The sequence below is a fragment of the Nonomuraea sp. SYSU D8015 genome, from assembly GCF_008065375.1.
Lineage (GTDB): Bacteria > Actinomycetota > Actinomycetes > Streptosporangiales > Streptosporangiaceae > Nonomuraea.
In genome coordinates, this window is the sequence record NZ_VJYI01000002.1 from 983,155 (window position 1) to 1,004,606 (window position 21,452).

At 68.7% G+C, this 21,452-nt stretch carries 19 protein-coding genes and 1 riboswitch; of the genes, 15 read left to right on the forward strand and 4 right to left on the reverse strand.

All coding sequences use genetic code 11. The features are described 5' to 3' along the window. The first annotated feature begins 47 nt into the window (after positions 1–47). From panC to ID574_RS14105, 4 genes are all read left to right on the forward strand, one after another. Positions 48–884 (forward strand): pantoate--beta-alanine ligase, encoded by an 837-nt coding sequence (gene panC / locus ID574_RS14090; RefSeq protein ID WP_188189226.1) that lies wholly within the window; start codon positions 48–50, stop codon positions 882–884. 19 nt (positions 885–903) lie between these two features. Beyond that, a complete protein-coding gene (locus ID574_RS14095; protein WP_188189227.1) occupies positions 904–1,428 on the forward strand; it encodes a DUF6624 domain-containing protein in 525 nt (174 codons plus the stop codon). Positions 1,429–1,501: 73 nt separating this feature from the next. Continuing rightward, complete coding sequence (locus ID574_RS14100; RefSeq protein WP_188189228.1) at positions 1,502–4,021, forward strand: L-aspartate oxidase; 2,520 nt, start codon at positions 1,502–1,504, stop codon at positions 4,019–4,021. Positions 4,022–4,024: 3 nt separating this feature from the next. Then, complete coding sequence (locus ID574_RS14105) at positions 4,025–4,810, forward strand: type III pantothenate kinase (protein ID WP_188189229.1); 786 nt, start codon at positions 4,025–4,027, stop codon at positions 4,808–4,810. Between the two features lie 147 nt (positions 4,811–4,957). On the opposite strand, the gene ID574_RS14110 is transcribed toward ID574_RS14105, so the two are convergent. Continuing rightward, positions 4,958–5,437: a hypothetical protein gene (locus ID574_RS14110; RefSeq protein WP_188189230.1), complete on the reverse strand. Its 480-nt coding sequence runs from the start codon at positions 5,435–5,437 to the stop codon at positions 4,958–4,960. 145 nt (positions 5,438–5,582) lie between these two features. On the opposite strand from ID574_RS14110, the gene lysX reads away from it, so the two are divergent. Next, positions 5,583–7,064: a bifunctional lysylphosphatidylglycerol synthetase/lysine--tRNA ligase LysX gene (gene lysX, locus ID574_RS14115; protein ID WP_188189231.1), complete on the forward strand. Its 1,482-nt coding sequence runs from the start codon at positions 5,583–5,585 to the stop codon at positions 7,062–7,064. Between the two features lie 52 nt (positions 7,065–7,116). Here the strand turns inward: lysX and ID574_RS14120 are convergent, their stop codons facing one another. Next, complete coding sequence (locus tag ID574_RS14120; RefSeq protein ID WP_223166668.1) at positions 7,117–8,052, reverse strand: NADP-dependent oxidoreductase; 936 nt, start codon at positions 8,050–8,052, stop codon at positions 7,117–7,119. A gap of 80 nt (positions 8,053–8,132) precedes the next feature. Between ID574_RS14120 and ID574_RS14125 the strand changes: the two genes are divergently transcribed. After that, positions 8,133–8,534, forward strand: a complete 402-nt coding sequence (locus tag ID574_RS14125; RefSeq protein ID WP_188189232.1) for a winged helix-turn-helix transcriptional regulator — start codon at positions 8,133–8,135, stop codon at positions 8,532–8,534. 505 nt (positions 8,535–9,039) lie between these two features. Next, a complete protein-coding gene (locus ID574_RS14130; protein ID WP_188189233.1) occupies positions 9,040–9,252 on the forward strand; it encodes a LuxR C-terminal-related transcriptional regulator in 213 nt (70 codons plus the stop codon). 4 nt (positions 9,253–9,256) lie between these two features. Here ID574_RS14130 and ID574_RS14135 read toward each other — a convergent pair whose 3' ends face one another. After that, positions 9,257–10,288, reverse strand: a complete 1,032-nt coding sequence (locus ID574_RS14135) for a C40 family peptidase (protein ID WP_188189234.1) — start codon at positions 10,286–10,288, stop codon at positions 9,257–9,259. 5 nt (positions 10,289–10,293) lie between these two features. Further along, a riboswitch (cyclic di-AMP (ydaO/yuaA leader) is annotated at positions 10,294–10,444 on the reverse strand. 276 nt (positions 10,445–10,720) lie between these two features. Between ID574_RS14135 and ID574_RS14140 the strand changes: the two genes are divergently transcribed. The 6 genes from ID574_RS14140 to ID574_RS14165 all read left to right on the forward strand — a co-directional run bounded on the left by ID574_RS14140 (position 10,721) and on the right by ID574_RS14165 (position 19,508). Further along, positions 10,721–11,278: an amino-acid N-acetyltransferase gene (locus ID574_RS14140; RefSeq protein ID WP_188189235.1), complete on the forward strand. Its 558-nt coding sequence runs from the start codon at positions 10,721–10,723 to the stop codon at positions 11,276–11,278. A gap of 97 nt (positions 11,279–11,375) precedes the next feature. After that, positions 11,376–12,809, forward strand: coding sequence for an RDD family protein (locus ID574_RS14145; protein WP_188189237.1), 1,434 nt, complete (start codon positions 11,376–11,378; stop codon positions 12,807–12,809). Positions 12,810–12,919: 110 nt separating this feature from the next. Beyond that, positions 12,920–13,408 carry an RDD family protein gene (locus ID574_RS14150; RefSeq protein WP_188189238.1) on the forward strand — a complete coding sequence of 163 codons (489 nt, stop codon included), beginning with the start codon at positions 12,920–12,922 and terminating at the stop codon, positions 13,406–13,408. A gap of 509 nt (positions 13,409–13,917) precedes the next feature. Beyond that, on the forward strand, positions 13,918–14,250 hold the full coding sequence (locus ID574_RS14155) for a histone-like nucleoid-structuring protein Lsr2 (RefSeq protein WP_188189239.1): 333 nt from the start codon (positions 13,918–13,920) through the stop codon (positions 14,248–14,250). Positions 14,251–15,233: 983 nt separating this feature from the next. Then, a complete protein-coding gene (locus ID574_RS14160; RefSeq protein ID WP_188189240.1) occupies positions 15,234–17,735 on the forward strand; it encodes an ATP-dependent Clp protease ATP-binding subunit in 2,502 nt (833 codons plus the stop codon). Between the two features lie 834 nt (positions 17,736–18,569). Continuing rightward, on the forward strand, positions 18,570–19,508 hold the full coding sequence (locus tag ID574_RS14165; protein ID WP_188189241.1) for a sugar phosphate isomerase/epimerase family protein: 939 nt from the start codon (positions 18,570–18,572) through the stop codon (positions 19,506–19,508). Between the two features lie 295 nt (positions 19,509–19,803). Here the strand turns inward: ID574_RS14165 and ID574_RS14170 are convergent, their stop codons facing one another. Continuing rightward, positions 19,804–20,274, reverse strand: coding sequence for a MarR family winged helix-turn-helix transcriptional regulator (locus ID574_RS14170; RefSeq protein WP_188189242.1), 471 nt, complete (start codon positions 20,272–20,274; stop codon positions 19,804–19,806). A gap of 65 nt (positions 20,275–20,339) precedes the next feature. On the opposite strand from ID574_RS14170, the gene ID574_RS14175 reads away from it, so the two are divergent. Together ID574_RS14175 and ID574_RS14180 are read left to right on the forward strand one after the other, a co-directional pair. Then, positions 20,340–20,717, forward strand: a complete 378-nt coding sequence (locus ID574_RS14175; RefSeq protein WP_188189243.1) for a cupin domain-containing protein — start codon at positions 20,340–20,342, stop codon at positions 20,715–20,717. An 11-nt stretch (positions 20,718–20,728) separates the two neighbouring features. Beyond that, the gene (locus ID574_RS14180) at positions 20,729–21,145 is read left to right on the forward strand and encodes a cupin domain-containing protein (protein WP_188189244.1); all 417 of its coding nucleotides are present in this window, start codon (positions 20,729–20,731) and stop codon (positions 21,143–21,145) included. The last annotated feature ends 307 nt before the right edge of the window (positions 21,146–21,452 follow it).

Genomic DNA, 21,452 nt, shown 5'->3' on the forward strand with positions numbered 1-21,452 from the left:
GCGACCGAGCCGCCGCGCGGAGTGCGGCCGTGAGCAGGGAGGGCGTTATGGAGCTGATCGTCGCTAGGAACCGGGACGACCTGGTCAAGGCACGTGCCGGTGGCGAGGTGGCCCTGGTGCCGACCATGGGCGCACTGCACGAGGGCCACCGGTCACTGATCAGGCTCGCCCGCGCCCGGGCCGACCAGGTCGTGGTCAGCATCTTCGTCAACCCTCTGCAGTTCGGGCCCAACGAGGATTTCTCCCGCTATCCCCGGACATTCGACGCCGACCTGGAGGTGTGCCGGGCCGAGGGCGTCGACGTGGTGTTCCATCCCTCCGCCGAGGACATGTATCTCCCCGACCGTCAGGTCAGCCTCCGCTCCGGCCGTATGGGCGAGATCGTCGAGGGCGCCGCCCGGCCGGGGCACTTCGACGGCGTGCTGACGGTCGTGCTCAAGCTGTTCAACCTGGTCCAGCCGGACGTGGCGATCTTCGGACAGAAGGACGCCCAGCAGCTCGCGCTGATCCGCCGCATGGTGGCCGACCTCGACGTGCCGGTCGAGATCGTCGGCGCGCCCACCGTACGCGAGCCCGACGGCCTGGCCATGTCCAGCCGCAACCGCTACCTGTCCGCCGACGACCGGCAGGTGGCGCTGGCGCTCTCCCGGGCGCTCCACCAGGGCGCGGCCGAGTCCACTCCGTCGCGGATCCGCGTCGCGGCCATGGAGGTGCTCGACGCGGCGGGCCCGCGGTTGGTCGTCGACTACCTGGCGCTGGTGGATCCGGCGACCTTCACCGAGGTGGACGAGTCCTATGCGGGCCCGGCCGTGCTCGCGGTGGCCGCCAGGGTCGGCAGCACGCGGCTGATCGACAACGTCACCCTGACCTTGAATCCCGCCTGAGGCGGATTACCGTCGGGTCATGACCGACGAGGAGTTACGGGACGAGCTGCTCCGGCGGATGAGGGTCGACCAGGCCATGCGCGACCCGGCCAAGGGCTTTCCCGGAGACAGGCGGCTGGCCCGGCTCCAGAGGTTCGACGAGGGCAACACCGCCTGGCTCTATTCTGTGGTCGCCACCCGCGGCTGGCCGCTGGTCTCACAGGTCGGGGAGCGGGCCGCGCGGGCGGCCTGGCTGCTGGCGCAGCACGCCACCTCGATCGAGGCGCAGCGCCTCTTCCGCGAGGTGATGGCCGAAGCCGTCGAGCGGGACGAGGCCTCGCCACGCGACCTGGCGTACCTGGAGGATCGGGTACGTGTGCGCTCCGGCCGCCTCCAGCTGTACGGCACCCAGTTCCACGACGGCGTGGACGGCCTGGAGCCCATGCCGATCGAGGAGCCCGAGCTGCTGGACGAGCGGCGCGCGGCCGTGGGGCTGGAGCCGTTCGCCGCGTACGAGGCGTTCATCAGGAAAACCGGGGACCTCGGGACGGCGGACGGTCGCTGAACCCCGGGGCATGCTCACTCCGCCCCAGGCGTTATCGTCATATTGACGAAATTGCCTCAGTGAGGAGACCCCAATGAGCGCACCGGCCATTCCCCTGCGGCTGACCGCTCCGGCCCCCGGCTGGACGGCCGAGGCCGACGTGGTCGTCGTGGGCTCCGGCATCGCGGGCCTGACCGTGGCCCTGCGCCATGCCGAGCTGGACCCGGCCGCCAAGGTTCTCGTGGTGACCAAGGACGTGCTGTCGTCGGGCTCCACCCGCTGGGCCCAGGGCGGCATCGCGGCCGTGCTCGACCCGCGGGACACGCCCGAGGAGCACCTGAAGGACACGCTGCTCGCCGGGGTCGGCCTCTGCGACGCGCGGGCGGTGCGGACGCTGGTGACCGAGGGCCCGGGCGCGCTTCGGCGGCTGATGGCGCGCGGCGCCCGCTTCGACCGGACCTCCGACGGCGAGCTCCAGCTCACCAGGGAGGGCGGTCACCGGCGGCGCAGGATCGTGCACGCCGGCGGGGACGCCACGGGCGCCGAGGTGCAGCGGGCGCTCGTCGAGGCGGTGCGCGCCGGCTCGATCGAGGTGATCGAGCACGCGCTGGTGCTGGACCTGCTCAAGGACGCCAGGGGCCGGGCCAGGGGCGTGACGCTGCACGTCATGGGCGAGGGGGCGCGCGACGGCGTCGGCGCGGTGCTCGCCAGGGCCGTGGTGCTGGCCACCGGCGGCATGGGCCAGGTGTACGCCGCCACCACCAACCCCGTGGTCTCCACCGGCGACGGGGTCGCGCTCGCGCTGCGTGCCGGGGCCGTGGTGCGTGACATCGAGTTCGTCCAGTTCCATCCGACCGTGCTGTGGCTCGGCGAGGGCTCGACCGGGCAGCAGCCGCTGATCTCCGAGGCGGTCAGGGGCGAGGGCGCGGTCCTGATCGACCACGACGGCAACAGGTTCATGACCGGCGTGCACGAGCTGGCCGACCTGGCGCCGCGCGACATCGTGGCCAAGGCGATCATGCGTACCATGCACGCGACCGGCTGCGATCACGTGTTCCTCGACGGTCGTCACCTGGGGAACTGGGAGACCCGCTTCCCGACGATCTACGCGGTCTGCCGCGAGCACGGCATCGACCCGGCGACCGAGCCCATCCCCGTGGCCCCGGCCGCGCACTACGCCAGCGGCGGCGTCCGCACGGACCTGCGCGGGCGCACCTCGATCGAGGGCCTGTACGCCTGCGGCGAGGTGGCCTGCACGGGCGTGCACGGCGCGAACCGGCTCGCCTCCAACTCCCTCCTCGAGGGGCTCGTCTTCGCCGAGCGCATCGCCGAGGACATCCACGCCGTACGCCCGGCGCCGGGCGAGCCCGTCGCGAGCGACGCTCCGAGCGGCCTGGTGGACCCGCGGGTCAGGCCCAGGATCCAGGCCCACATGAGCAGGGGGGCGAGCGTGCTGCGCAGCCGCGAGTCGCTGTTGGCCACCGCCAGGGCGCTGCGCGACGCCCGCTGGACGCCCGTGGAGGTGCCGGCCTGCACCGAGTCCTGGGAGGCCACGAACCTGCTCACCGTGGCCACCGTGCTCATCGGCGCGGCGGCGGCCAGGCTGGAGACGCGTGGCTCGCACTGGCGCGAGGACCACGACACGCGCGACGACAACGAATGGCTGGGACACCTGGATGTGACCCTGACGGAGGAGGGGCCCCGCATGACGTACACGCCGCACGGCGACGCGATGCCGCCGCGTCTGGCGCAGGAGCTGACCGCCGCCGGGCTCGACCCGGCCGAGGTCGACGCGCTGATCGACCGGGCGCTCGAAGAGGACCTGCAGGAGGCGGGCGACGTGACGAGCCTGGCCACCATCCCCGCCGATCAGCACTCCGCGGCAGACGTGGTGGCCCGCAAAGACGGTGTCGTGGCCGGGCTGGCCGTGGCCGAGGCGGTGTTCGTGCGGCTGGGGGCGGGGCGTACCGAGCGGCGGGCCAAGGACGGCGAGCGGGTCCGGGCGGGCGACGTGCTGATGACCGTCGAGGGCCCGACGCGGGCCCTGCTGACCGCCGAGCGCACCGCGCTCAACCTGCTCACGCACCTGTCCGGGGTGGCCACGCAGACCGCCAAATGGGTCGAGGCGATCAGCGGCACGGCGGCCCGCGTGCGCGACAGCCGCAAGACGCTGCCCGGGCTGCGGGCACTGGAGAAGTACGCGGTGCGCTGCGGCGGCGGCGTCAACCACCGGATGTCGCTGTCGGACGCCGCCCTGATCAAGGACAACCACGTGGTGGCCGCCGGCGGCGTGGCCGAGGCGTTCAGGGCGGTCAGGGAGCGGTACCCCGACCTGCCCATCGAGGTGGAGATCGACCGGCTGGACCAACTGGAGGCCGTGCTCGACGAAGGGGCGGAGGAGATCCTGCTCGACAACTTCACGATTGAGGACACGGTGCGTGCCGTACAAGTCGTGAAAAGTCGGGCGAAAAACAGGGTTGCACTTGAAGCCAGCGGGGGATTGACCTTGGAATCGGCCCGTCCTGTGGCCGAAACTGGCGTTGACTACCTTGCGGTGGGAGCGCTAACGCACTCGGCGCCGGCCCTTGACATCGCACTGGATCTGCGGGGGTAATTGATGCTGCTCACGATCGACGTCGGCAACACGCACACGGTGCTGGGCCTGTTCGAGGGCGAGGACGTCATCGAGCATTGGCGGCTCGCCACCGACGCGCGCCGCACCGCCGACGAGATCGCGGTCGTGCTCCAAGGGCTGCTGGCGCAGTCGCCGCTGCTCAAAGGGGCCGACATCGACGGCATCGCCATCTGCTCCACGGTCCCGAGCGTGCTCAACGAGATGCGCGAGATGTGCCGCCGCTACTACGGCGACGTCACCGCGGTGATCGTGGAGCCGGGCATCCGCACCGGGGTGCCCGTCCGCATGGACAACCCCAAGGAGGTCGGGAGCGACCGCATCGTGAACGCGCTGGCGGCCATCGACCAGTACGGCGGCCCCTGCGTCATCGTCGACTTCGGCACCGCGACGTCGTTCGACGCGGTGTCGGCCAAGGGCGAATACGTCGGCGCGGTCACCGCCCCCGGCATCGAGATCTCGGTGGACGCGCTGGCCGCGGCCGGGGCGCAGCTGCACAAGGTCGAGCTGGTCAGGCCGCGTTCCGTGATAGCCAAGAACACGGTGGAGGCCCTGCAAGCCGGCATCATCTACGGCTTCGCGGGCCAGGTGGACGGCATCGTCGAGCGCATGACGGCGGAGCTGGCCGACGACCCCGACGAGGTGACCGTGGTGGCCACGGGCGGGCACGCGGCCCTGGTGGTGGGCGAGTCCCGCTCGATCGACGTGCACGAGCCGTGGCTCACCCTCATCGGCCTGCGGCTGATCTACAACAGGAACGCCGCCACATAGGACAAGCGGCCCCCCGCTCGGGCCGATGAGAAACCTGCTAAATGGCCTGCCGCTACGGTCTTGACCAGGCACGACAGTAGGGCGGCAGGCTGATGAGCAGGTTTCTTGTCGGTAAGGGGGCCGCTTGCGTAAATGACCGCGAGGAAGTCACTCGCTCTCGGCGGTGTAGATGTAGTCCCACGAGCCGCACTTCTTGGGGTAGTTGCTGTGCAGGCCGATCTGGCAGACCTTCACCCGCACGGCGTAGACGTCGTGCTCCTGGAAGTGGAACGGCTTGTAGCCGGGGTAGCCGCAGTACTTCTTGTAGCCGACCGGGGACCAGTCGTGGTCGAAGTCGCTGGCCTCCACCTTCACGAACGCGCACTTGCCGCCCTCGCCATAGCTGCGGTTGTCCAGGTCGTAGAGCTTGCCCCAGATGTGGACCTCGTTCGACTCCCCGTCGTGGTCCCAGTTGACGGCGATCTTGCCGTGCGCCTTGGCCAGGCCGTGCTTGGCGTAGGTCGCGCCCCAGTACTGGGAGTAGTCGTCGTAGTCGGGCGAGCTGGCCGACGCGGCGGTCGGAAGCGACAGGGCCAGAGCCGTGGTGGCGGCGACGGCGAGGGTGCCGATCGCGATCTTCTTGAACATTTTCTCTCCTCGAGCTCCCCTGGGCCGGCTCCCTGCCGGCTCCCCCCTGAGCTCGTGAGAAATTAATAAGGGAGGGCTCTTGCAACGTTCCTTCAGCGGACCGACCGAGCCTTGCAGTTCGCCGTATCCCCTACCCTTTGATGGTGTGAGCGACGAACTTCCCGAGCAGATGCGCATCCGGAGGGAGAAGCTCGACCGCCTTCGCAGCGAGGGCGTCGACCCTTACCCGGTGAATTTCCCCCGCACGGCCACCAACGCCGAGGTGAGGGAGAAATACCAGGGGCTGGAGCCCGACACCGCCACCGGTGACACGGTCGCGGTCGCGGGCCGCGTCATGCTCAGCCGCGTGGGCGGCAAGCTCTGCTTCGCCACGATCCGGGACGGCGAGGCCGACCTGCAGGTCATGATCTCGCTGGACAAGGTCGGAGAGGAGTCGCTCGCCCGCTGGAAGCGCGACGTCGACCTGGGTGACCACGTCGGCGTGATCGGCGAGGTCATCACCTCGCGCCGCGGCGAGCTGTCGATCCTCGCCCACAGCTGGCAGATCACCGCCAAGTGCCTGCGCCCGCTGCCGGAGAAGCACGTCGGCCTCACCGACCCCGAGGCCCGCGTCCGCCAGCGCTACGTCGACCTCATCGTCAACGACGAGGCCAGGAAGACGGCCCGCATCCGCAGCGCCACCGTGCGCGCGGTGCGCGACTTCTGGCACGAGGAGGGCTACCTCGAGGTCGAGACGCCGATGCTGCAGCCCATCCACGGCGGTGCCACGGCCCGGCCCTTCAAGACCCACATCAACGCCTACGACATGGACCTCTACCTCCGCATCGCGATCGAGCTCTACCTCAAGCGGCTCGTGGTCGGCGGCATCGAGAAGGTCTTCGAGATCAACCGCAACTTCCGCAACGAGGGCGCGGACTCCACGCACAACCCCGAGTTCACCATGGTCGAGGCGTACGGCACCTACCTCGACTACAACGACATGGCCGACCTGACGCAGCGGATGTACCAGAAGGCCGTCATGGCCGCCCTTGGCACGTCCGTGGTCGTGCACGACGGGGTCGAGGTCGACCTCGGCCTCGCGCAGTGGCCCCGCGTCACGCTCTACGGCGCGGTGTCCGAGGCCGTCGGCGAGGAGATCACCACCTCCACCACGCTGGAGGAGCTCCGCAAGATCGCCGACCGGCGCGAGATCCAGTGGGACCCGAAGTGGGGCTCCGGCAAGCTGGTCCAGGAGCTCTTCGAGGCACTCGTCGAGCACACGCTCATCCAGCCCACATTCGTCATGGACTACCCACTGGAGACCTCGCCGCTGGCCCGCCTCCACCGTGACAACCCGCTGCTGACGGAAAAGTGGGACCTCATCGGCTTCGGCACCGAGCTGGGCACGGCCTACTCCGAGCTCAGCGACCCGATCGACCAGCGCCGCCGCCTGACGGAGCAGTCCCTGCTCGCCGCCGGCGGCGACCCGGAGGCCATGCAGCTCGATGAGGACTTCCTGACGGCGCTGGAATACGCCATGCCGCCGACGGGCGGCATGGGCGCCGGCATCGACCGGATGATCATGGCCTTCACCGGCAAGAACATCCGCGAGACCATCCTGTTCCCGCTCGTCAAGCCCACTCACTGACCCGCCGTCGGCGGACACGGCGGGCTCGGCCCGCCGTGCCCGCCGGCCCGCCTCAGGGCACGAGGACCAGCCGGCCGCGCACACCGCCCGCGGCCAGCCGGGCGTGGGCGTCGGCGGCCTTCTCCAGCGGGTACGTCTCCGCCACCCGCAACGTCAGCCGCCCGGCCTCCACCAGCCGTACGATCTCCGCGAGCTGCGCGGGGTCGGACCGGAAGAACACGGTGGCCACGTCGATGCCGCGCAGCCCGACCGGCGCCACCCCGGCGGAGAGCGTAACGAACGCCCCGCCGTCCCGCACCGCGTCGAGCGCGGCCAGGCCGAGCACGGCCGCGTCCACGACGGCGTCCACACCGCCCGGCACGTGGTCCCGTACCGCCGAGGCAACGGAGTCGCCGCGGGCCACGAACCACTCGGCTCCCAGCCCTCGTACGAGCTCCTCGTCGCCGGCCCCGGCCACGGCCACCACCCGGGCGCCCCGCAGCGCGGCCAACTCCACCAGATACCCGCCGACGGCTCCTGCCGCCCCCGTCACCAGCAGCGTCCGCCCCGGCCCCACTCCGGCCCGGTCCAGCGCCTGCCAGGCGGTCAGCGAGTTGAGCGGGATCGTCGCCGCCGCCACCGCGGACACTCCGCGCGGTGCCCGCGCCACCGCCTCTGCGTCGAGCACCACGTACTCGGCCTGCGCCTTCGTGGGCAGCTCCAGTCGGGCGTCGAGCCCGATGACCTCTTCGCCGACGCGGAAGCCCGCCCCGTCGCCCACCTGGTCGACGGTCCCGGCCGCGTCGAAACCGATTGCGTACGAGTCCAGCCGCCGCGCCACGCCGTAGTCCGCGAGCGTCCCGGCCGCAACGGCGAGATCGAAGGGGTTCACCCCGGCCGCCGCCACCTTGATCCGCACCTGCCGCGGTCCTGCCTGCGGCACCGGGACCTCCACCAGCCGGGGAGCGCCGGAACCGCCAATGAGTGCACGCATGGTCGTTGTCGTCATGCCCCGACCCTAGGAAGAGTTACTCTCTTCTGGTAATAAGGCACCTAGAAGTACGTAACCTACCGGAAGGAATAGGACGGGTGACGACCAAGACGGCGGCGGAGCGTCGTGAGGAGGCCAAGCAGGCGTTCGACGCGTACTTCTCCCAGTGCCCCTCCAGGAAGCTGCTCGACCGCCTCAGCGACAAGTGGGTCACTCTGGTGCTCACCGCGCTGGAGGCGGGCCCGTGCCGCTACAGCGACCTGTCCAGGCGCATCGCGGGCGTCAGCCAGAAGATGCTCACCCAGACCCTGCGCCTCCTGGAACGCGACGGCCTCGTCTCGCGCACGCTCACGCCCTCGGTGCCGGTGCGGGTGGACTACGAGCTCACCCCGCTGGGCCGGAGCCTGATGCCGCTGGTGAGCGCGATCAAGAGCTGGGCCGAGGCGCACATCGAGGACGTCGAGCGGGCCAGGGAACACTACGACGCCGTCAATTCCTGAGCGTCCTGCCGCATTTTCTCGCCCGATCGGTCCCCAGCTTCAGCCGGTCTGTAAGCATCAGGTCAAGGCCGCGTGGGAGATCTCACATCAGCGGTGGCATCGTTGTGATCGTCCGGCGGCGCAGCGGCGACCTCGGTGACGACCATGACCGGCGGGGACCGGTCGAAGCCGGAAACGGGGGCGACCGCCTCCGCCGGCAGCGCGTCGATCGGCTCCTACGGCTACCGCGGAAACGGATCGCCATGACCGAAACCAGGACGCCGGCGGACCCCATTGTCGTCGGATCGGGGTATCGGTCCGAGCCATGTGATCACAGCCCGGGCGTCATTGATCACGACACCCTATGGTGAGTGCTTCACATATGGGGGATCATGTCAATGCCGCTCGTCAAGAGCGAAGATTGTTTCGCTTGACGGCCTTTCCTGGATGCGTTTACCGTCTGCGAGACGAGCGGCTTTGGCCCGTTGCGCGGTCCGAGTTCTGCTGTTGGGGGGGAGGGCTCCCGATGGATGTGCTCACTGAAGGCGTTGAGCTGACCCATGCGGATCTGGCTTTACTGGCGGAACTTGCCAAGGGGGTAACGGTAGATCGTGTGGGCAGACGTCTGGACATCAGCGGGCGGACGGTACGCAGGCGGTTGCGGGGCATCTGCGACCGCATCGGCGTGGCCACGGCCATCGAGGCCGTGGCCTGGGCGGCTCGCCGCCAGTTGATCTGACGGCTCAGTCCGCGATCCGCACCGCGCCGGCGTACGGCCGGTTGGCGATCGACGCGACACGCACCACATCACCCGTCCGCGGGGCGTGCACCATCATGCCTCCGCCCAGGTAGATGCCGACGTGGTGCAGGTCACTGTAGAAGAACACGAGGTCGCCGGCGCGCAGCTCGGACTTCGAGATGTGCCGGCCGGCGGTCCACTGGTCGCCGGTGTAGTGCGGCAGCGAGATGCCCACCCGCTGGAACGCCGCCATGACCAGGCCCGAGCAGTCGTAGGAGTTCGGGCCTTCGGCGCCCCAGACGTACGGCTTGAGCTGTTGTGTGAGCGCCCAGCGCGCGGCCTGGGCCGCCTTGCCGTTGCCGGGGATCGGCAGGTTGATGCGCACGGCGCGCCCGCCGGACCCGGCCTGGCCCATGGCCCGCCTGAACAGGCTGCTCTCGGCCTTCTTCACCAGCCCGGTGATCTTGTCACGCTTGGCGTCGAGGTCGGCGACGATCTTCTGCAGCTCCTCCATGCGCGCCTTGGCGCCCTCCCTGGCGCGTACGGCGGCGTCCATGGCCTTGGCGAGCTGGTTGACCTCCTCACCCTGCTCCTGCTCCATCGCGTACGTGGTCGCGGCCCGGTCGAGGAACTTCTCCGGATCCTCGGAGGAGGTGAACGCCAGTGCCTTGCTCAGCCCGCCCGTGATGTAGGCGTTCTGGGCGAGCAGGGCGGCCTTGGCGCGCTTGGCGGCGAGATCGGCTTCGCTGGCCGCCAGCGTCTTCTGGGCGGCGTCGGCGGCCTTCTGTGCGGTCTTGTACTTCTCCCGCTGGCCGTTGTACTGCTCCGTCAGCGTCTCGATCTCGACGTGCAGCTTCTCGACCTGCTCGGAGAGCTCTTTGAGCGAGGGCTTGGGGTCGGCGGAGGCCGGACCGAAGGGGATGGCGAACAGGAGCGCGGCCACCGTGACGCTCACCACACCGAGGCGGCGCCTGGCTCGTTCCGGAGGGCGGGCATGCGTGCCCGCCGACTTCTCCCTACGGTTCGTGCGCTTCACCAACCAGCTCCTCTCATCGACGCCTACCGGGTTAGCTGACGGGTTCGGGCCGGAGCAGCCCTACCGAAGATCTCGGATTCACCCCAGTGGTGGCACGCGGAGGTCGCCACCGGCGGGTCCCCGGCTCCCCTTGCGGGAATTGAGCGTGTCGCCCGCGTGCGACACGCGGGGAACGTTGTCGCTGGACACTAATGCACTCCGGGTTCGTGCTCAACCAGAACTGCTGGATCTGTAGAGGTTTCACAACTGAAGAGTCACAAGGTGATCTCGTGATCAACCGTACAGAAGGGACCTTATGTCCTCTTTGCCCATGGTTTAGCCGGACGCAGGGAGACGCCGAGCCCCCGCTCACATGACCCTGACATGTCGCAGGATTGGGCTGGACGTGGGAGTTAGGGCTGAGCCGTAATGACATCTGTACTCTGGAGAGCCATGGAGCAGGTGGCCGAACTGACAGTGCCCGAGACCGCGGTCGTGGTCCGCCGCGCCCGCACGCCGGACGTGCGCACGGTCCGGCGCCTGGTCGACACCTACGCGGGCGCGGGTACCCGGCTCCTGGAGAAGACCACGGTGACGCTGTACGAGGACGTACAGGAGTTCTGGGTGGCCGAGCTGGACGGGCGGGTCGTCGGCTGCGGCGCGCTCCACGTCCTGTGGGAGGACCTCGCCGAGGTCCGCACGGTGGCCGTGGACCCGGAGTGCCGGGGCATGGGCATCGGCCACCGGATCGTCTCGGCACTCATCCAGCAGGCGAAGGATTTGGGTCTGCGACGTGTATTCTGTCTGACTTTTGAGGTCGACTTCTTCGCGAAGCACGGCTTCCGCCCGATCCAGGGCACACCGGTCTCACCCGAGGTCTACGCCGAACTGCTGGCCTCGTACGACGAGGGTGTCGCGGAGTTCCTCGACCTGGAACACGTGAAGCCGAACACCCTCGGCAACACCCGCATGCTGCTCCATCTGACATCGGGTGACGCGGACCTTGACTAGATGGAAAGGTGATTGTTGATACCTATGTCGATACGTTGGGCAGCACAGGCATGTGTCCTGACACGTGCCACATGCGCACTCGAAGCGAGGTGACACGGTGAGCACCGGACAGCCGCCGTATCCACAGGACGAATCCGGAGAGAATTCTGCGCCTGGCACTCCCCAGTACGGGCAGCAGAACCCTGGCCGCCACCCCGGCGAGCCGGATCCCGACGTCACTGTGGTCGGCTACCGGGCGGACGACGCCTACGGCCAGCAACCCCAGTACGGCCAGCAACCCCAGGGCTACGGCCAGCAACAGGGCTACGGCCAGCAACCGCAGTACGGCCAGCAGCAGGGTTACGGCCAGCAGCCCCAGTACGGCCAGCAGGGCCACAGCCAGCAACAGGGCTATGGCCAGCAGCCCCAGTACGGACAACAACCGCAGTCCCAGCCCGAGTACGGCCAGCAGCAGGGTTACGGTCAGCAGGCGCAGTCCCAGCCTGACTACGGCCAGCAGCAGGGCTACGGCCAACAGCAGGGCTACGGTCAGCCATACGGCGCTCAGCAGCAGGGCTACGGGCAGCAGCCCCAGTCGCAGCCCGGCTACGGCCAGCAGCCTGCCTCCGGGCAGTACGGCGCTCAGCAGCAGGGCTATGGCCAGCAGCAGCAGTCCCAGCCTGGCTACGGCCAGCAGCAGGGTTACGGCCAGCAGCAGCAGTCCCAGCCCAGCTACGGCCAGCAGCCCTCGTCGCAGCCGAATTACGGTCAGCAGCAGGGTTACGGTCAGCAGCCGCAGTCGCAGCCCGGCTACGGTCAGCAGCAGCAGTCCCAGCCCGGTTACGGCCAGCAGCAAGGCTATGGTCAGCAGCAGGGTTACGGTCAGCAGCAGCAGTCCCAGCCCGGTTACGCCCAGCCCCAGTACGGCCAGCAGCAGTACGGCGACCAGCAGTACGGGCAGGCCTACGGGCAGCCCCAGCAGGCCGCCTACGGTCAGCCGGGCTACGGCCAGGCCTACGGGCAGCCGATCGGCGTGCAGCCCCCGGGCGCGCCGGCGCCGCTGGCGGAGTGGTGGCAGCGACTGGTGGCGAGAATCGTCGACGGTGTGCTTTTCGGCGTCGTGATGGTCGTGGTGACCGTGGTCTTCACCCTCATCTTCGCCGCGAGCTACAACTCGACCACTGGCGTAACCACAGGCTTGTTCACAGGCTTCGTGGTCGGCATCCTGATCGCGATCATCCTGACCCTCATCTACGTCGGCTACGACTTCATGATGCACAAGATGAAGGGCCAGACGATCGGCAAGATGATCATGGGCATCAAGGTCGTTCAGGTCGGCGGCCCGGTGCCACCGGACGGCATCCCCAACGACGTGGCGCTCAAGCGTGCGCTCGTGACGTGGGGTGGCTACATCCTCTACTGGCTGCCGCTGGGGAACCTCCTCGCCGGCGTGGTCTGCGCCCTGAACGGCGCGTCCATGCTTTGGGACAAGCCGCTTCAGCAGACGTTCGCGGACAAGTTCGCACGCACCGTGGTCGTGAAGATCAAGTAGTCCACGAAGCGTAAACATAGGGGCCGGCTTCCCGCCGGCCCCTATGTTTTGCCCGCGTGCCCGTACCAAAATGAAGGAAAGCTGCACGCCGTTGACGCGAGGTGGAGGTTATGGCCGGGACACCGCCGTGGGCGGACGCGCCGCCGGCGGAATGGTGGGAACGGCTCGCCGCCCGGCTGATTGAAGCGCTCGTCTTCGGGGTCTTCTATTACATTCTGTTCATCGCGCTGTGGGGCATCTTCCGAACTGTCGGGATGTTGGAGGTCTCCGACGGCCGGCTGCCGGGCGTGTGCGCCTGGTTCGGAGCCGGGCTCACTTATGCCGGCTATGACTGGCACGCTCATTACCGGCACGGCCGGACGTTCGGCAAGGCGATCATGCGGATTCGCCTGGCACCGCGCGAGCTGCCGCCTGGAGCGGCGCTGAAACGAGCCCTGGTCTATCCGGGCCCGCTCATGCTCATGGGCATTCCGGTCGTCAATCTCCTCGCCGGAATGCTGCTGTTCGGCGTCGGTCTGCTCATCCTGATCGACAAGCCGCTCGAGCGCGGGCCGCACGACAGGCTGGCGGGAACGCGCGTGGTTAAAGATCTTCGCTGAGCCATCCGTGCCTGCGCCGACGCCTTTTCGCAAAATTTTCGCTTGATCCGGTAAGGAGCCTGGAGAGACTGGCATTAGGCTATGGGGCGTCCGGGTTGCCGGATGTCGGTGCCCTGCGACGCGCAGGGCCGCTGTGTGCCGCTATGGTCGGGTGCGTGCGGTTGTCGTCTCGCGCTGCATGGGGGCCCGCGCTCTCCAGGCCGCGCTGAGGCGCTTATAGCGCCGCCGAAACCCCGCTAGCCGTGGAGGCGAGGACGAATGGAAGCCCTAACAGACGTATTGTCGGCGCTCATCCCCCCGGTCGTGGTCGCCGGAGCCTTCATCTTTGGCGTAGTGAAGTTGGTCCGAGCCGAGGGCCCGGGACGCCGTCCTAAGCCGCAGGACCCCGCGGAGAAGCAGAACTGATCGGCTAGTCAGCCGAATCCCCGCTGTGCTGAATTGTCTCAGCGCCTTTCCGGGTATATGTTTGGGCAGGCGAATGAAACAATGCCCGCGAAAGGATTGCGTACATGGCCAAGCAGATCCAGGAGATTCTCATCGATGACCTCGATGGGGGCGAGGCCAATGAGACGGTCAGCTTCGCTATTGACGGCTCGTCCTATGAGATTGACCTCAGCGACCTTAACGCCAAGAAGCTGAGGGACGCACTCTCGCCTTTCGTGCAGAACGCGCGCCGGGCGGGCGCCACCTCCACGCGTCGTCGTGGTCGCGGCGGCAGCCGTGCGATGAGCCGCGAGAAGAGCTCCGAGATCCGTCAGTGGGCCAAGGCCCACGGGCTCCCGGTCAGCGAGCGAGGCCGAATCGCCTCCACGGTCGTCGAGAAGTACGAGCAGGCTCACTGAGAGAGAGTCGGCTCTCGACCATGCGCTTATGCCGTTCGCCTTGGACCCCGGCGACCGCCATAAGCGCATGATCGTCTCCAGGGTATTCCAAATATTGGAACGCCCGGAGGATGATCTCTGACTCGTGCATATGCGGGCGTATTGACCGCTTGTCGCGGTCCGCGCCCGGCGCTGTTTCGCCGGCGAGCGCCCGCATATGCGAAGGTGTGGTGCTCCGCGTGCCCGAATGGTGATTCCCCGCGGTGGTCCGTTCCAAGAGAGCGGCGCCTGCGGATGAGCGGAGCGGCGCCGCCGCCGGAAGCGGCGCACGTTACGTTGAATGAGGCATCACGCACCCTCCGGCGCCGCCTAAAACCGCGATCCCCGCCGACGGCGGTGCTAATCCGCGATCTCGACTCGCGCCCGTGCGGCGCAGGGCAAAACCCGCTCCGAGGGCATGTGCCGCACAATGCCGTGCTCGCTTGTGCGCGTCGCCCGCGAATCAGGTGACTGTTCGGACAGACGTGCCTGATGGGATCCGGTAACCGGGCTGACCGGATGAGGATTAGATGAGAGTGCGGTAGGTGCCCTGCCATGCTCAGGGCGTAGTGTGCGCACTTGGCCAACCATTGCATGGGGACATAGGATGATTCCGTAACAGATACTGACAGCGGCATCCGAAGATGCGTGGGCGAAGGGCCGTCCCGACGGCGGCCCGCTCGAAGCGCCCGATGGCCGGTCCGTGTTGATCTGCGTACGCCGCGGGCGGCAATTTAGTGTCGCCTCTGTGATGCACCTTAAACATCGTTCGCTTGCGGCGTATCGGGAACACGTCACCCCCGAACAGTAGTTGGATGGAGGGTGAACGCCCTGCTCTCGGGGAACGTCTCTGCTATAGAGCGTGTCAGCGGCGAGTGGGCACGGTTCGCCGAGCCAGGGCTAGCATGCGGGATGACGGGACCGGATTTACCGGCCTGACTGACCGCTCTGTGAGGAGCGACGAGATGTTCGAGAGGTTCACCGACCGAGCGAGGCGTGTTGTCGTCTTGGCCCAGGAAGAGGCCAGGATGCTCAACCACAACTACATCGGCACTGAGCACATTCTTCTTGGTTTGATCCACGAAGGTGAGGGCGTTGCCGCCAAGGCTCTGGAGAGCCTGGGCATCAGCCTTGAGGGTGTGCGCCAGCAGGTCGAGGAGATCATCGGCCAGGGCCAGTCGGCTCCGTCGGGGCACATTCCCTTCACCCCGCGGGCCAAGAAGGTCCTCGAGCTGTCGCTCCGTGAGGCTTTGCAGCTGGGCCACAACTACATCGGCACCGAGCACATCCTGCTCGGGCTCATCCGCGAGGGTGAAGGTGTGGCCGCCCAGGTGCTGGTCAAGCTTGGAGCTGATCTCAACCGTGTCCGGCAACAGGTCATCCAGTTGCTCCACGGTTACCAGGGCAAGGAGCCGGCCGCGGCGGGCGGTCCGCAGGAGTCCGCGCCGTCGACCTCCCTGGTGCTCGACCAGTTCGGCCGCAACCTGACCCAGGCTGCCCGCGAGGGCAAGCTGGATCCGGTGATCGGCCGCGAGAAGGAGATCGAGCGGGTCATGCAGGTCCTCTCCCGGAGGACCAAGAACAACCCCGTTCTCATCGGCGAGCCCGGCGTCGGCAAGACCGCCGTCGTCGAGGGCCTGTCGCAGAAGATCGTCAGGGGCGAGGTGCCCGAGACGCTGAAGGACAAGCAGCTCTACACGCTTGACCTCGGCGCCCTGGTCGCCGGCTCCCGCTACCGCGGTGACTTCGAAGAGCGCCTGAAGAAGGTGCTCAAGGAGATCCGCACGCGCGGCGACATCATCCTGTTCATCGACGAGCTGCACACGCTCGTGGGTGCGGGCGCCGCCGAGGGCGCGATCGACGCCGCCAGCATCCTCAAGCCGATGCTGGCCCGCGGCGAGCTGCAGACGATCGGCGCGACCACGCTCGACGAATACCGTAAGTACCTCGAGAAGGACGCCGCGCTGGAGCGACGCTTCCAGCCGATCCAGGTGGCCGAGCCCTCGCTCAGCCACACGATCGAGATCCTCAAGGGTCTGCGCGACCGCTACGAGGCACACCACCGGGTGTCCATCACCGACGACGCGCTGGTGGCGGCGGCGCAGCTGGCCGACCGCTACATCAGCGACCGCTACCTGCCCGACAAGGCGATCGACCTGATCGACGAGGCCGGTTCCCGGATGCGCATCCGCAGGATGACCGCTCCGCCGGACTTGCGCGAATACGACGAGAAGATCGCCAACGTGCGCCGCGACAAGGAGTCCGCGATCGACGCGCAGGACTTCGAGAAGGCCGCTGCCCTCCGCGACCAGGAGAAGCAGCTGCAGCTCAAGCGCGAGCGCCGGGAGAAGGAATGGAAGGCCGGCGACATGGACGTCGTGGCCGAGGTCACCCAGGAGCTCATCGCCGAGGTCCTGGCGACGGCCACCGGCATCCCGGTCTTCAAGCTGACCGAAGAGGAGTCGCAGCGCCTGCTCCGCATGGAGGACGAGCTCCACAAGCGGATCATCGGCCAGGACGACGCCATCAAGGGCCTGTCGCGGTCCATCCGGCGCACCCGCGCCGGCCTGAAGGACCCGCGCCGTCCCGGTGGCTCGTTCATCTTCGCGGGTCCCTCCGGTGTCGGTAAGACCGAGCTGTCCAAGGCTCTGGCGGAGTTCCTCTTCGGCGACGAAGACGCTCTGATCAGCCTGGACATGTCGGAGTTCATGGAGAAGCACACCGTCTCCAGGCTGTTCGGCTCGCCTCCCGGCTACGTCGGCTACGAGGAGGGCGGCCAGCTCACCGAGAAGGTGCGGCGCAAGCCGTTCTCCGTGGTCCTGTTCGACGAGATCGAGAAGGCCCACCCCGACATCTTCAACTCGCTGCTGCAGATCCTGGAGGACGGTCGCCTGACCGACGCCCAGGGTCGGGTGGTCGACTTCAAGAACACGGTCATCATCATGACCACCAACCTCGGCACCCGCGACATCTCCAAGGGCATCGGGGTCGGGTTCGCGAAGTCCAACGACACCGAGTCCAACTACGAGCGGATGAAGGGCAAGGTCCAGGAGGAGCTCAAGCAGCACTTCCGGCCGGAGTTCCTCAACCGTGTCGACGACATCGTGGTCTTCCACCAGCTGACGCCGAAGGAGATCATCCAGATCGTGGATCTGATGCTCGCCCAGGTCGACGCCCGGCTGAAGGACCGCGACATGGGGCTCGACGTCTCGCCCGAGGCCAAGCAGCTGCTGGCCGACCGCGGTTACGACCCGGTCATGGGCGCCCGGCCGCTGCGGCGGACGATCCAGCGCGAGCTGGAGGACTCCCTGTCGGAGAAGATCCTCTACGGTGAGCTCCGGCCGGGGCAGGTCGTGAAGGTGACGGTCGAGGGGGAAGGCGACAACGCCAAGTTCGTCTTCCGGGGCGAGTCCGCCTCGAAGATCCCGGACTCGGCGGCCGCCATCGCGGCTCCGATCCAGCACTGAGACCCACTCTCAGCGAAGCCCCCGTGTGGTGATCCACACGGGGGCTCTCGTGTGTCCGGGGTCCCGTTTCGTGGCCGGGTCGGGTGGCGGGCGTGGCTGGGCCGGGTGGCGGGCGTGGCCCGGTCGGGTGGCGGGCGTGGCTGGGCCGCGTGCTGGGCGGGGCCGGGGCAGGTGCTGGGCAGACCGGCTCCGGGTGCCGCGCTCGACGCGGTGCGGGATGTCGGAACGGTCGGGGGCGTCGCCACGCGTTCCCCGTCGTGTCTGCGTCAGGCGTGGTGCGGCCCGGCGACAGGCAGTGGGCAACCGTGTGCCTTGCGGGGACAGGCGCCATCGGCGACATGTGACATGCGTGAATGGCGTACCCTGCGTTGAGGCCTGTGACCTGCGACCGGAGTCGTGGGACGCAGCGGGGTGGGGGATCCGCGTCCCTCAGTGCGTCCGTGCTTGGCGACGTGGGTCCCTGTGCCCCCATTGACCAGCGGCCTTGGCTCGCGTCCTGTGGTGCCCTCCCGCGTCCCTGAGCCGCCTTGGGAGAGGCGCCCATTGGGCGGAACCGGTCAAGGGGCGAAGCGCGGGAATCCGGTCGTTGCCTAATTGTTGGTTGGGCGGCTATACCACCACCGCAAGTAGTACTACACTGCGTAGAGCTACGCCAAGTCTCATCCAAGTGAGTCACAAGAGTGCGTTCCTAGGCTGGGGCACTGCTCCCTGGGGAGTAGTAAGGAATCAACTCAGGGCGGACGCACGCGACCCCCGTGAGCAGGCATGCTCGAAGGGTTCGCGCGTCCGGGGCGGGCGACGGGAACGCACACAAGCAAGCCGTGGAGGAAACCGATGCGCCTGCGTCACGATGACGGAACGCTCGTTCACCTCGCCTACAACGCAGGCGTCCACCCTGCCGAGGACCTGGAGAACTTGATCGCACACCTGACCCGCTACGCGGTCCCGGTGCGCAAGCGGCTGGGTGTCGAGCGGATGGGCATCGGGTTGTGGCTCTCGCCGAGCGTGGCCGACCACCTGACGGCTGACCGCATCGAGCTCGTACGGCTGCGCCGCTCCCTGGAGGAGCGCGGCCTGGAGGTCGTGAGCCTCAACGGCACCGGCGGCCGCAACCAGGAGGTCCCGGGCCCCGACTGGGCCAAGCCGGAGCGCTATCGCTACACCATGGCCCTGGCCAAGATCCTGGCGTTCCTGCTGCCCGAGGACGTGCGGTTCGGCAGCATCTCCACGATCCCGATCGGCTGGCGCCGCGACTGGCCGGCCGACCTGCACGCGATCGCCACCCGCCGCCTGGAGCGGCTCGCCCGCGAGCTGCGCGGCATCTACAGCGTGACCGGCAAGACGATCAGGGTCGGGTTCGAGCCGTGGCCGGGGTGCGTGCTGGAGACGACCGAGCAGGCGCTCGAGCGGGTCTGCGGGATCGACTCCGAGCACCTGGGCGTGTGCCTGGACGCCTGCCACCTGGCCTGCGGGGCGGAGGAGCCGGGCGCGGCGCTCAAGGGCCTGGCCGAGGCCGGGGCGCCCGTCGTCAAGCTGGGGCACGTCCACAACCACACGGGCGAAACGCCCAGCACGGGTGCGGTTCTGCACGACACCCTGACGGCGATGTTGTCGGGCGCGGTGAGCGGCAGCGCTCACATCGAGGTCGAAACCCACAACCTGGCCGTTCCGGGGCGTGCCAAGGGGCCGGGGGCGCTGGTGTCGCTGCTGGCCGAGGAACTGGCCTGGGCCCGCACCAGCCTCACCGGCCTGGGCCTCCAACTCGCCGCCTGAGCGACCGCCCCCGGATGCGGGATCGCAGCTCTCCGCCTGGGCCTCACCGGCTCGGCCTCCGGCTCGCCGCCTGGGCCGGGCGTGGCGTGCAACCGGCTCGTCGCATGGGTCGGGGTATGGCGTGGGAGCTCGGGCTCGCCGCTTGAACTGAGCGTGGCATGCGCTCCGGCTTGGCGCTTGAGCCGAGGCTGGCGTGGGCTGGCGGCTTGGCGTTTGAGCCGGGCCTGGCGTGGGCCGGCGGCTTGGCGTTTGAAGCCGGCCCGGGTTCGTGCGAACGTCGCGAGCCCGAGTCTATCTAGAGCGAGCCGAACCAGCCCGGCATGTCCAGTCGCCACGGGTTGGCCGGGGTGACCTTGCGCAGGTCCGACTCCAGGGCTCGCAGGCGGTCCTCGCCCAGTTCAGTGGCCCAGCGGGTGCGCAGGGTGTCGAAGATGCGGGCCGAGCGGTTGAGCGCGTCCAGTCCGTACGGAGTGAGGCGGACGATCTTGCGGCGCGTGTCGCCGGGGTCGGTGGTGCGTTCGACGTAGCCGATGCGCTCCAGCGTGTCGATGGTCTTGCCGGCCGCCTGTTTGGAGACGCCCAGCGTACGGCCGAGCTCGACGGCCGTGGTGCCCCCTGGGCCGATTGCCTGCATGACGAATCCGTGCATGGGGCGTATGTCGGGATGGCCTTGCTTGGACAGCTCGGCATGGAGCTCGTCGATGAGCGTCCTGAACGCCAGCAGCAGGCGTAGCGGCAATTCGAACCCGGGGACGTCGCTTGACACGATAGACAACCTGGTTAACCATATGGATGGACAACGTGGTTGCCTATCTTAGGGGATGCCGAGGGATGACAGTTATCCGAGCCGCCGACGCGCGGCGATCCGAGACGCCGACCGGCGTCATGACGACGTTCGCCTCGCCCACGCAGGGCGGGGCCAGCCGGTCGCTCTGGCGGGTCGACGCCCGGCCCGGCGCCGCGGGGCCGGTGCACGACTTCGACGTCGAGCAGATCTGGAGCTGGATCGCCGGGGCGGCGACCGTCGAGCTCGGCGGGAAGACGTTCACCGTGGCCGCCGGCGACACCGTCGTCATGCCGGCGCGGACGGTCCGGCGGGTGCTGGCCGACCCGGACGCCGGATATACGGCCGTGGTCGCTGCCTCCGCCGGTGCCAGAGCCATGTCAGCCGACGGCGCGGACCTGGGGGTGCCGCCGTGGATCCGATGAAGGGAGCTTCCATGTCCGTCGTGATGTCGGCCGATTCCCGCCGCACCGAGACGCCCAACGGCGTCATGACCACGCTCGCCTCCCCGACGCAGGGGCGGGCTGGGCAGGCAGTGTGGCGGGTGGACGCCAAGCCCGGCATGGAGGGGCCGGTGCACGCCTTCGACGTCGAGGTGGTGTGGACGTGGCTTGACGGGGCCGCGGTGGTCGAGCTGGGCGGCGAGCGGTACGAGGTGGCGGCGGGCGACACGATGGTGCTGCCCGCGGACGTGGGCCGGCAGATGTTCGCCGATCCGGTGCGCGGCTTCATGTCGATCGTCGCCGCCCCGCCGGGCGCCCAGGCGTACAACCCGGACGGGGTGTCCGCCCCGGACGCCTGCGACCTAGCCCCCAAGGGCACGGAACGCACGGTGCCGCCCTGGGTCAGGTGAGGGAAGGGCGGATCCGGGGCCGGATGGTCCTGGACTAGGAGTCGCTCAGGCACAGGGAGGGGAGGTCCCGGGCTCGGCGATGGCTCAGTGTCCGGGTCGCTGAGACGTAGGGTCGCCTGGGCGGCACGCGTGCTCGTGTGTTGAGCGCCCCACACGTCGCGCCGAACCCGTCGCACAACCCTCGCCGCCCCGGCGCCCACGGGCCGACACCGAGCCCTACTGCACTGCCACTCGCCGACCCGGCGCCCCACGGGTGGGCACCGGTGGGCTCTGAGGGGTGAGGGCCGGGGAACTGGTGGATCGGGGG

Excerpts from the sequence above, each read along its gene's own strand:
- ID574_RS14100 (WP_188189228.1), top strand. The coding sequence starts at position 1,502 with ATGAGCGCACCGGCCATTCCCCTGCGGCTGACCGCTCCGGCCCCCGGC.
- ID574_RS14165 (WP_188189241.1), top strand. The coding sequence starts at position 18,570 with ATGCGCCTGCGTCACGATGACGGAACGCTCGTTCACCTCGCCTACAAC.
- ID574_RS14175 (WP_188189243.1), top strand. The coding sequence starts at position 20,340 with ATGACAGTTATCCGAGCCGCCGACGCGCGGCGATCCGAGACGCCGACC.
- ID574_RS14180 (WP_188189244.1), top strand. The coding sequence starts at position 20,729 with ATGTCCGTCGTGATGTCGGCCGATTCCCGCCGCACCGAGACGCCCAAC.
- ID574_RS14140 (WP_188189235.1), top strand. The coding sequence starts at position 10,721 with ATGGAGCAGGTGGCCGAACTGACAGTGCCCGAGACCGCGGTCGTGGTC.
- ID574_RS14120 (WP_223166668.1), bottom strand. The coding sequence starts at position 8,052 with ATGACGACAACGACCATGCGTGCACTCATTGGCGGTTCCGGCGCTCCC.
- ID574_RS14095 (WP_188189227.1), top strand. The coding sequence starts at position 904 with ATGACCGACGAGGAGTTACGGGACGAGCTGCTCCGGCGGATGAGGGTC.
- ID574_RS14155 (WP_188189239.1), top strand. The coding sequence starts at position 13,918 with ATGGCCAAGCAGATCCAGGAGATTCTCATCGATGACCTCGATGGGGGC.
- ID574_RS14130 (WP_188189233.1), top strand. The coding sequence starts at position 9,040 with ATGGATGTGCTCACTGAAGGCGTTGAGCTGACCCATGCGGATCTGGCT.
- ID574_RS14110 (WP_188189230.1), bottom strand. The coding sequence starts at position 5,437 with ATGTTCAAGAAGATCGCGATCGGCACCCTCGCCGTCGCCGCCACCACG.
- panC (WP_188189226.1), top strand. The coding sequence starts at position 48 with ATGGAGCTGATCGTCGCTAGGAACCGGGACGACCTGGTCAAGGCACGT.
- ID574_RS14105 (WP_188189229.1), top strand. The coding sequence starts at position 4,025 with ATGCTGCTCACGATCGACGTCGGCAACACGCACACGGTGCTGGGCCTG.
- ID574_RS14160 (WP_188189240.1), top strand. The coding sequence starts at position 15,234 with ATGTTCGAGAGGTTCACCGACCGAGCGAGGCGTGTTGTCGTCTTGGCC.
- ID574_RS14150 (WP_188189238.1), top strand. The coding sequence starts at position 12,920 with ATGGCCGGGACACCGCCGTGGGCGGACGCGCCGCCGGCGGAATGGTGG.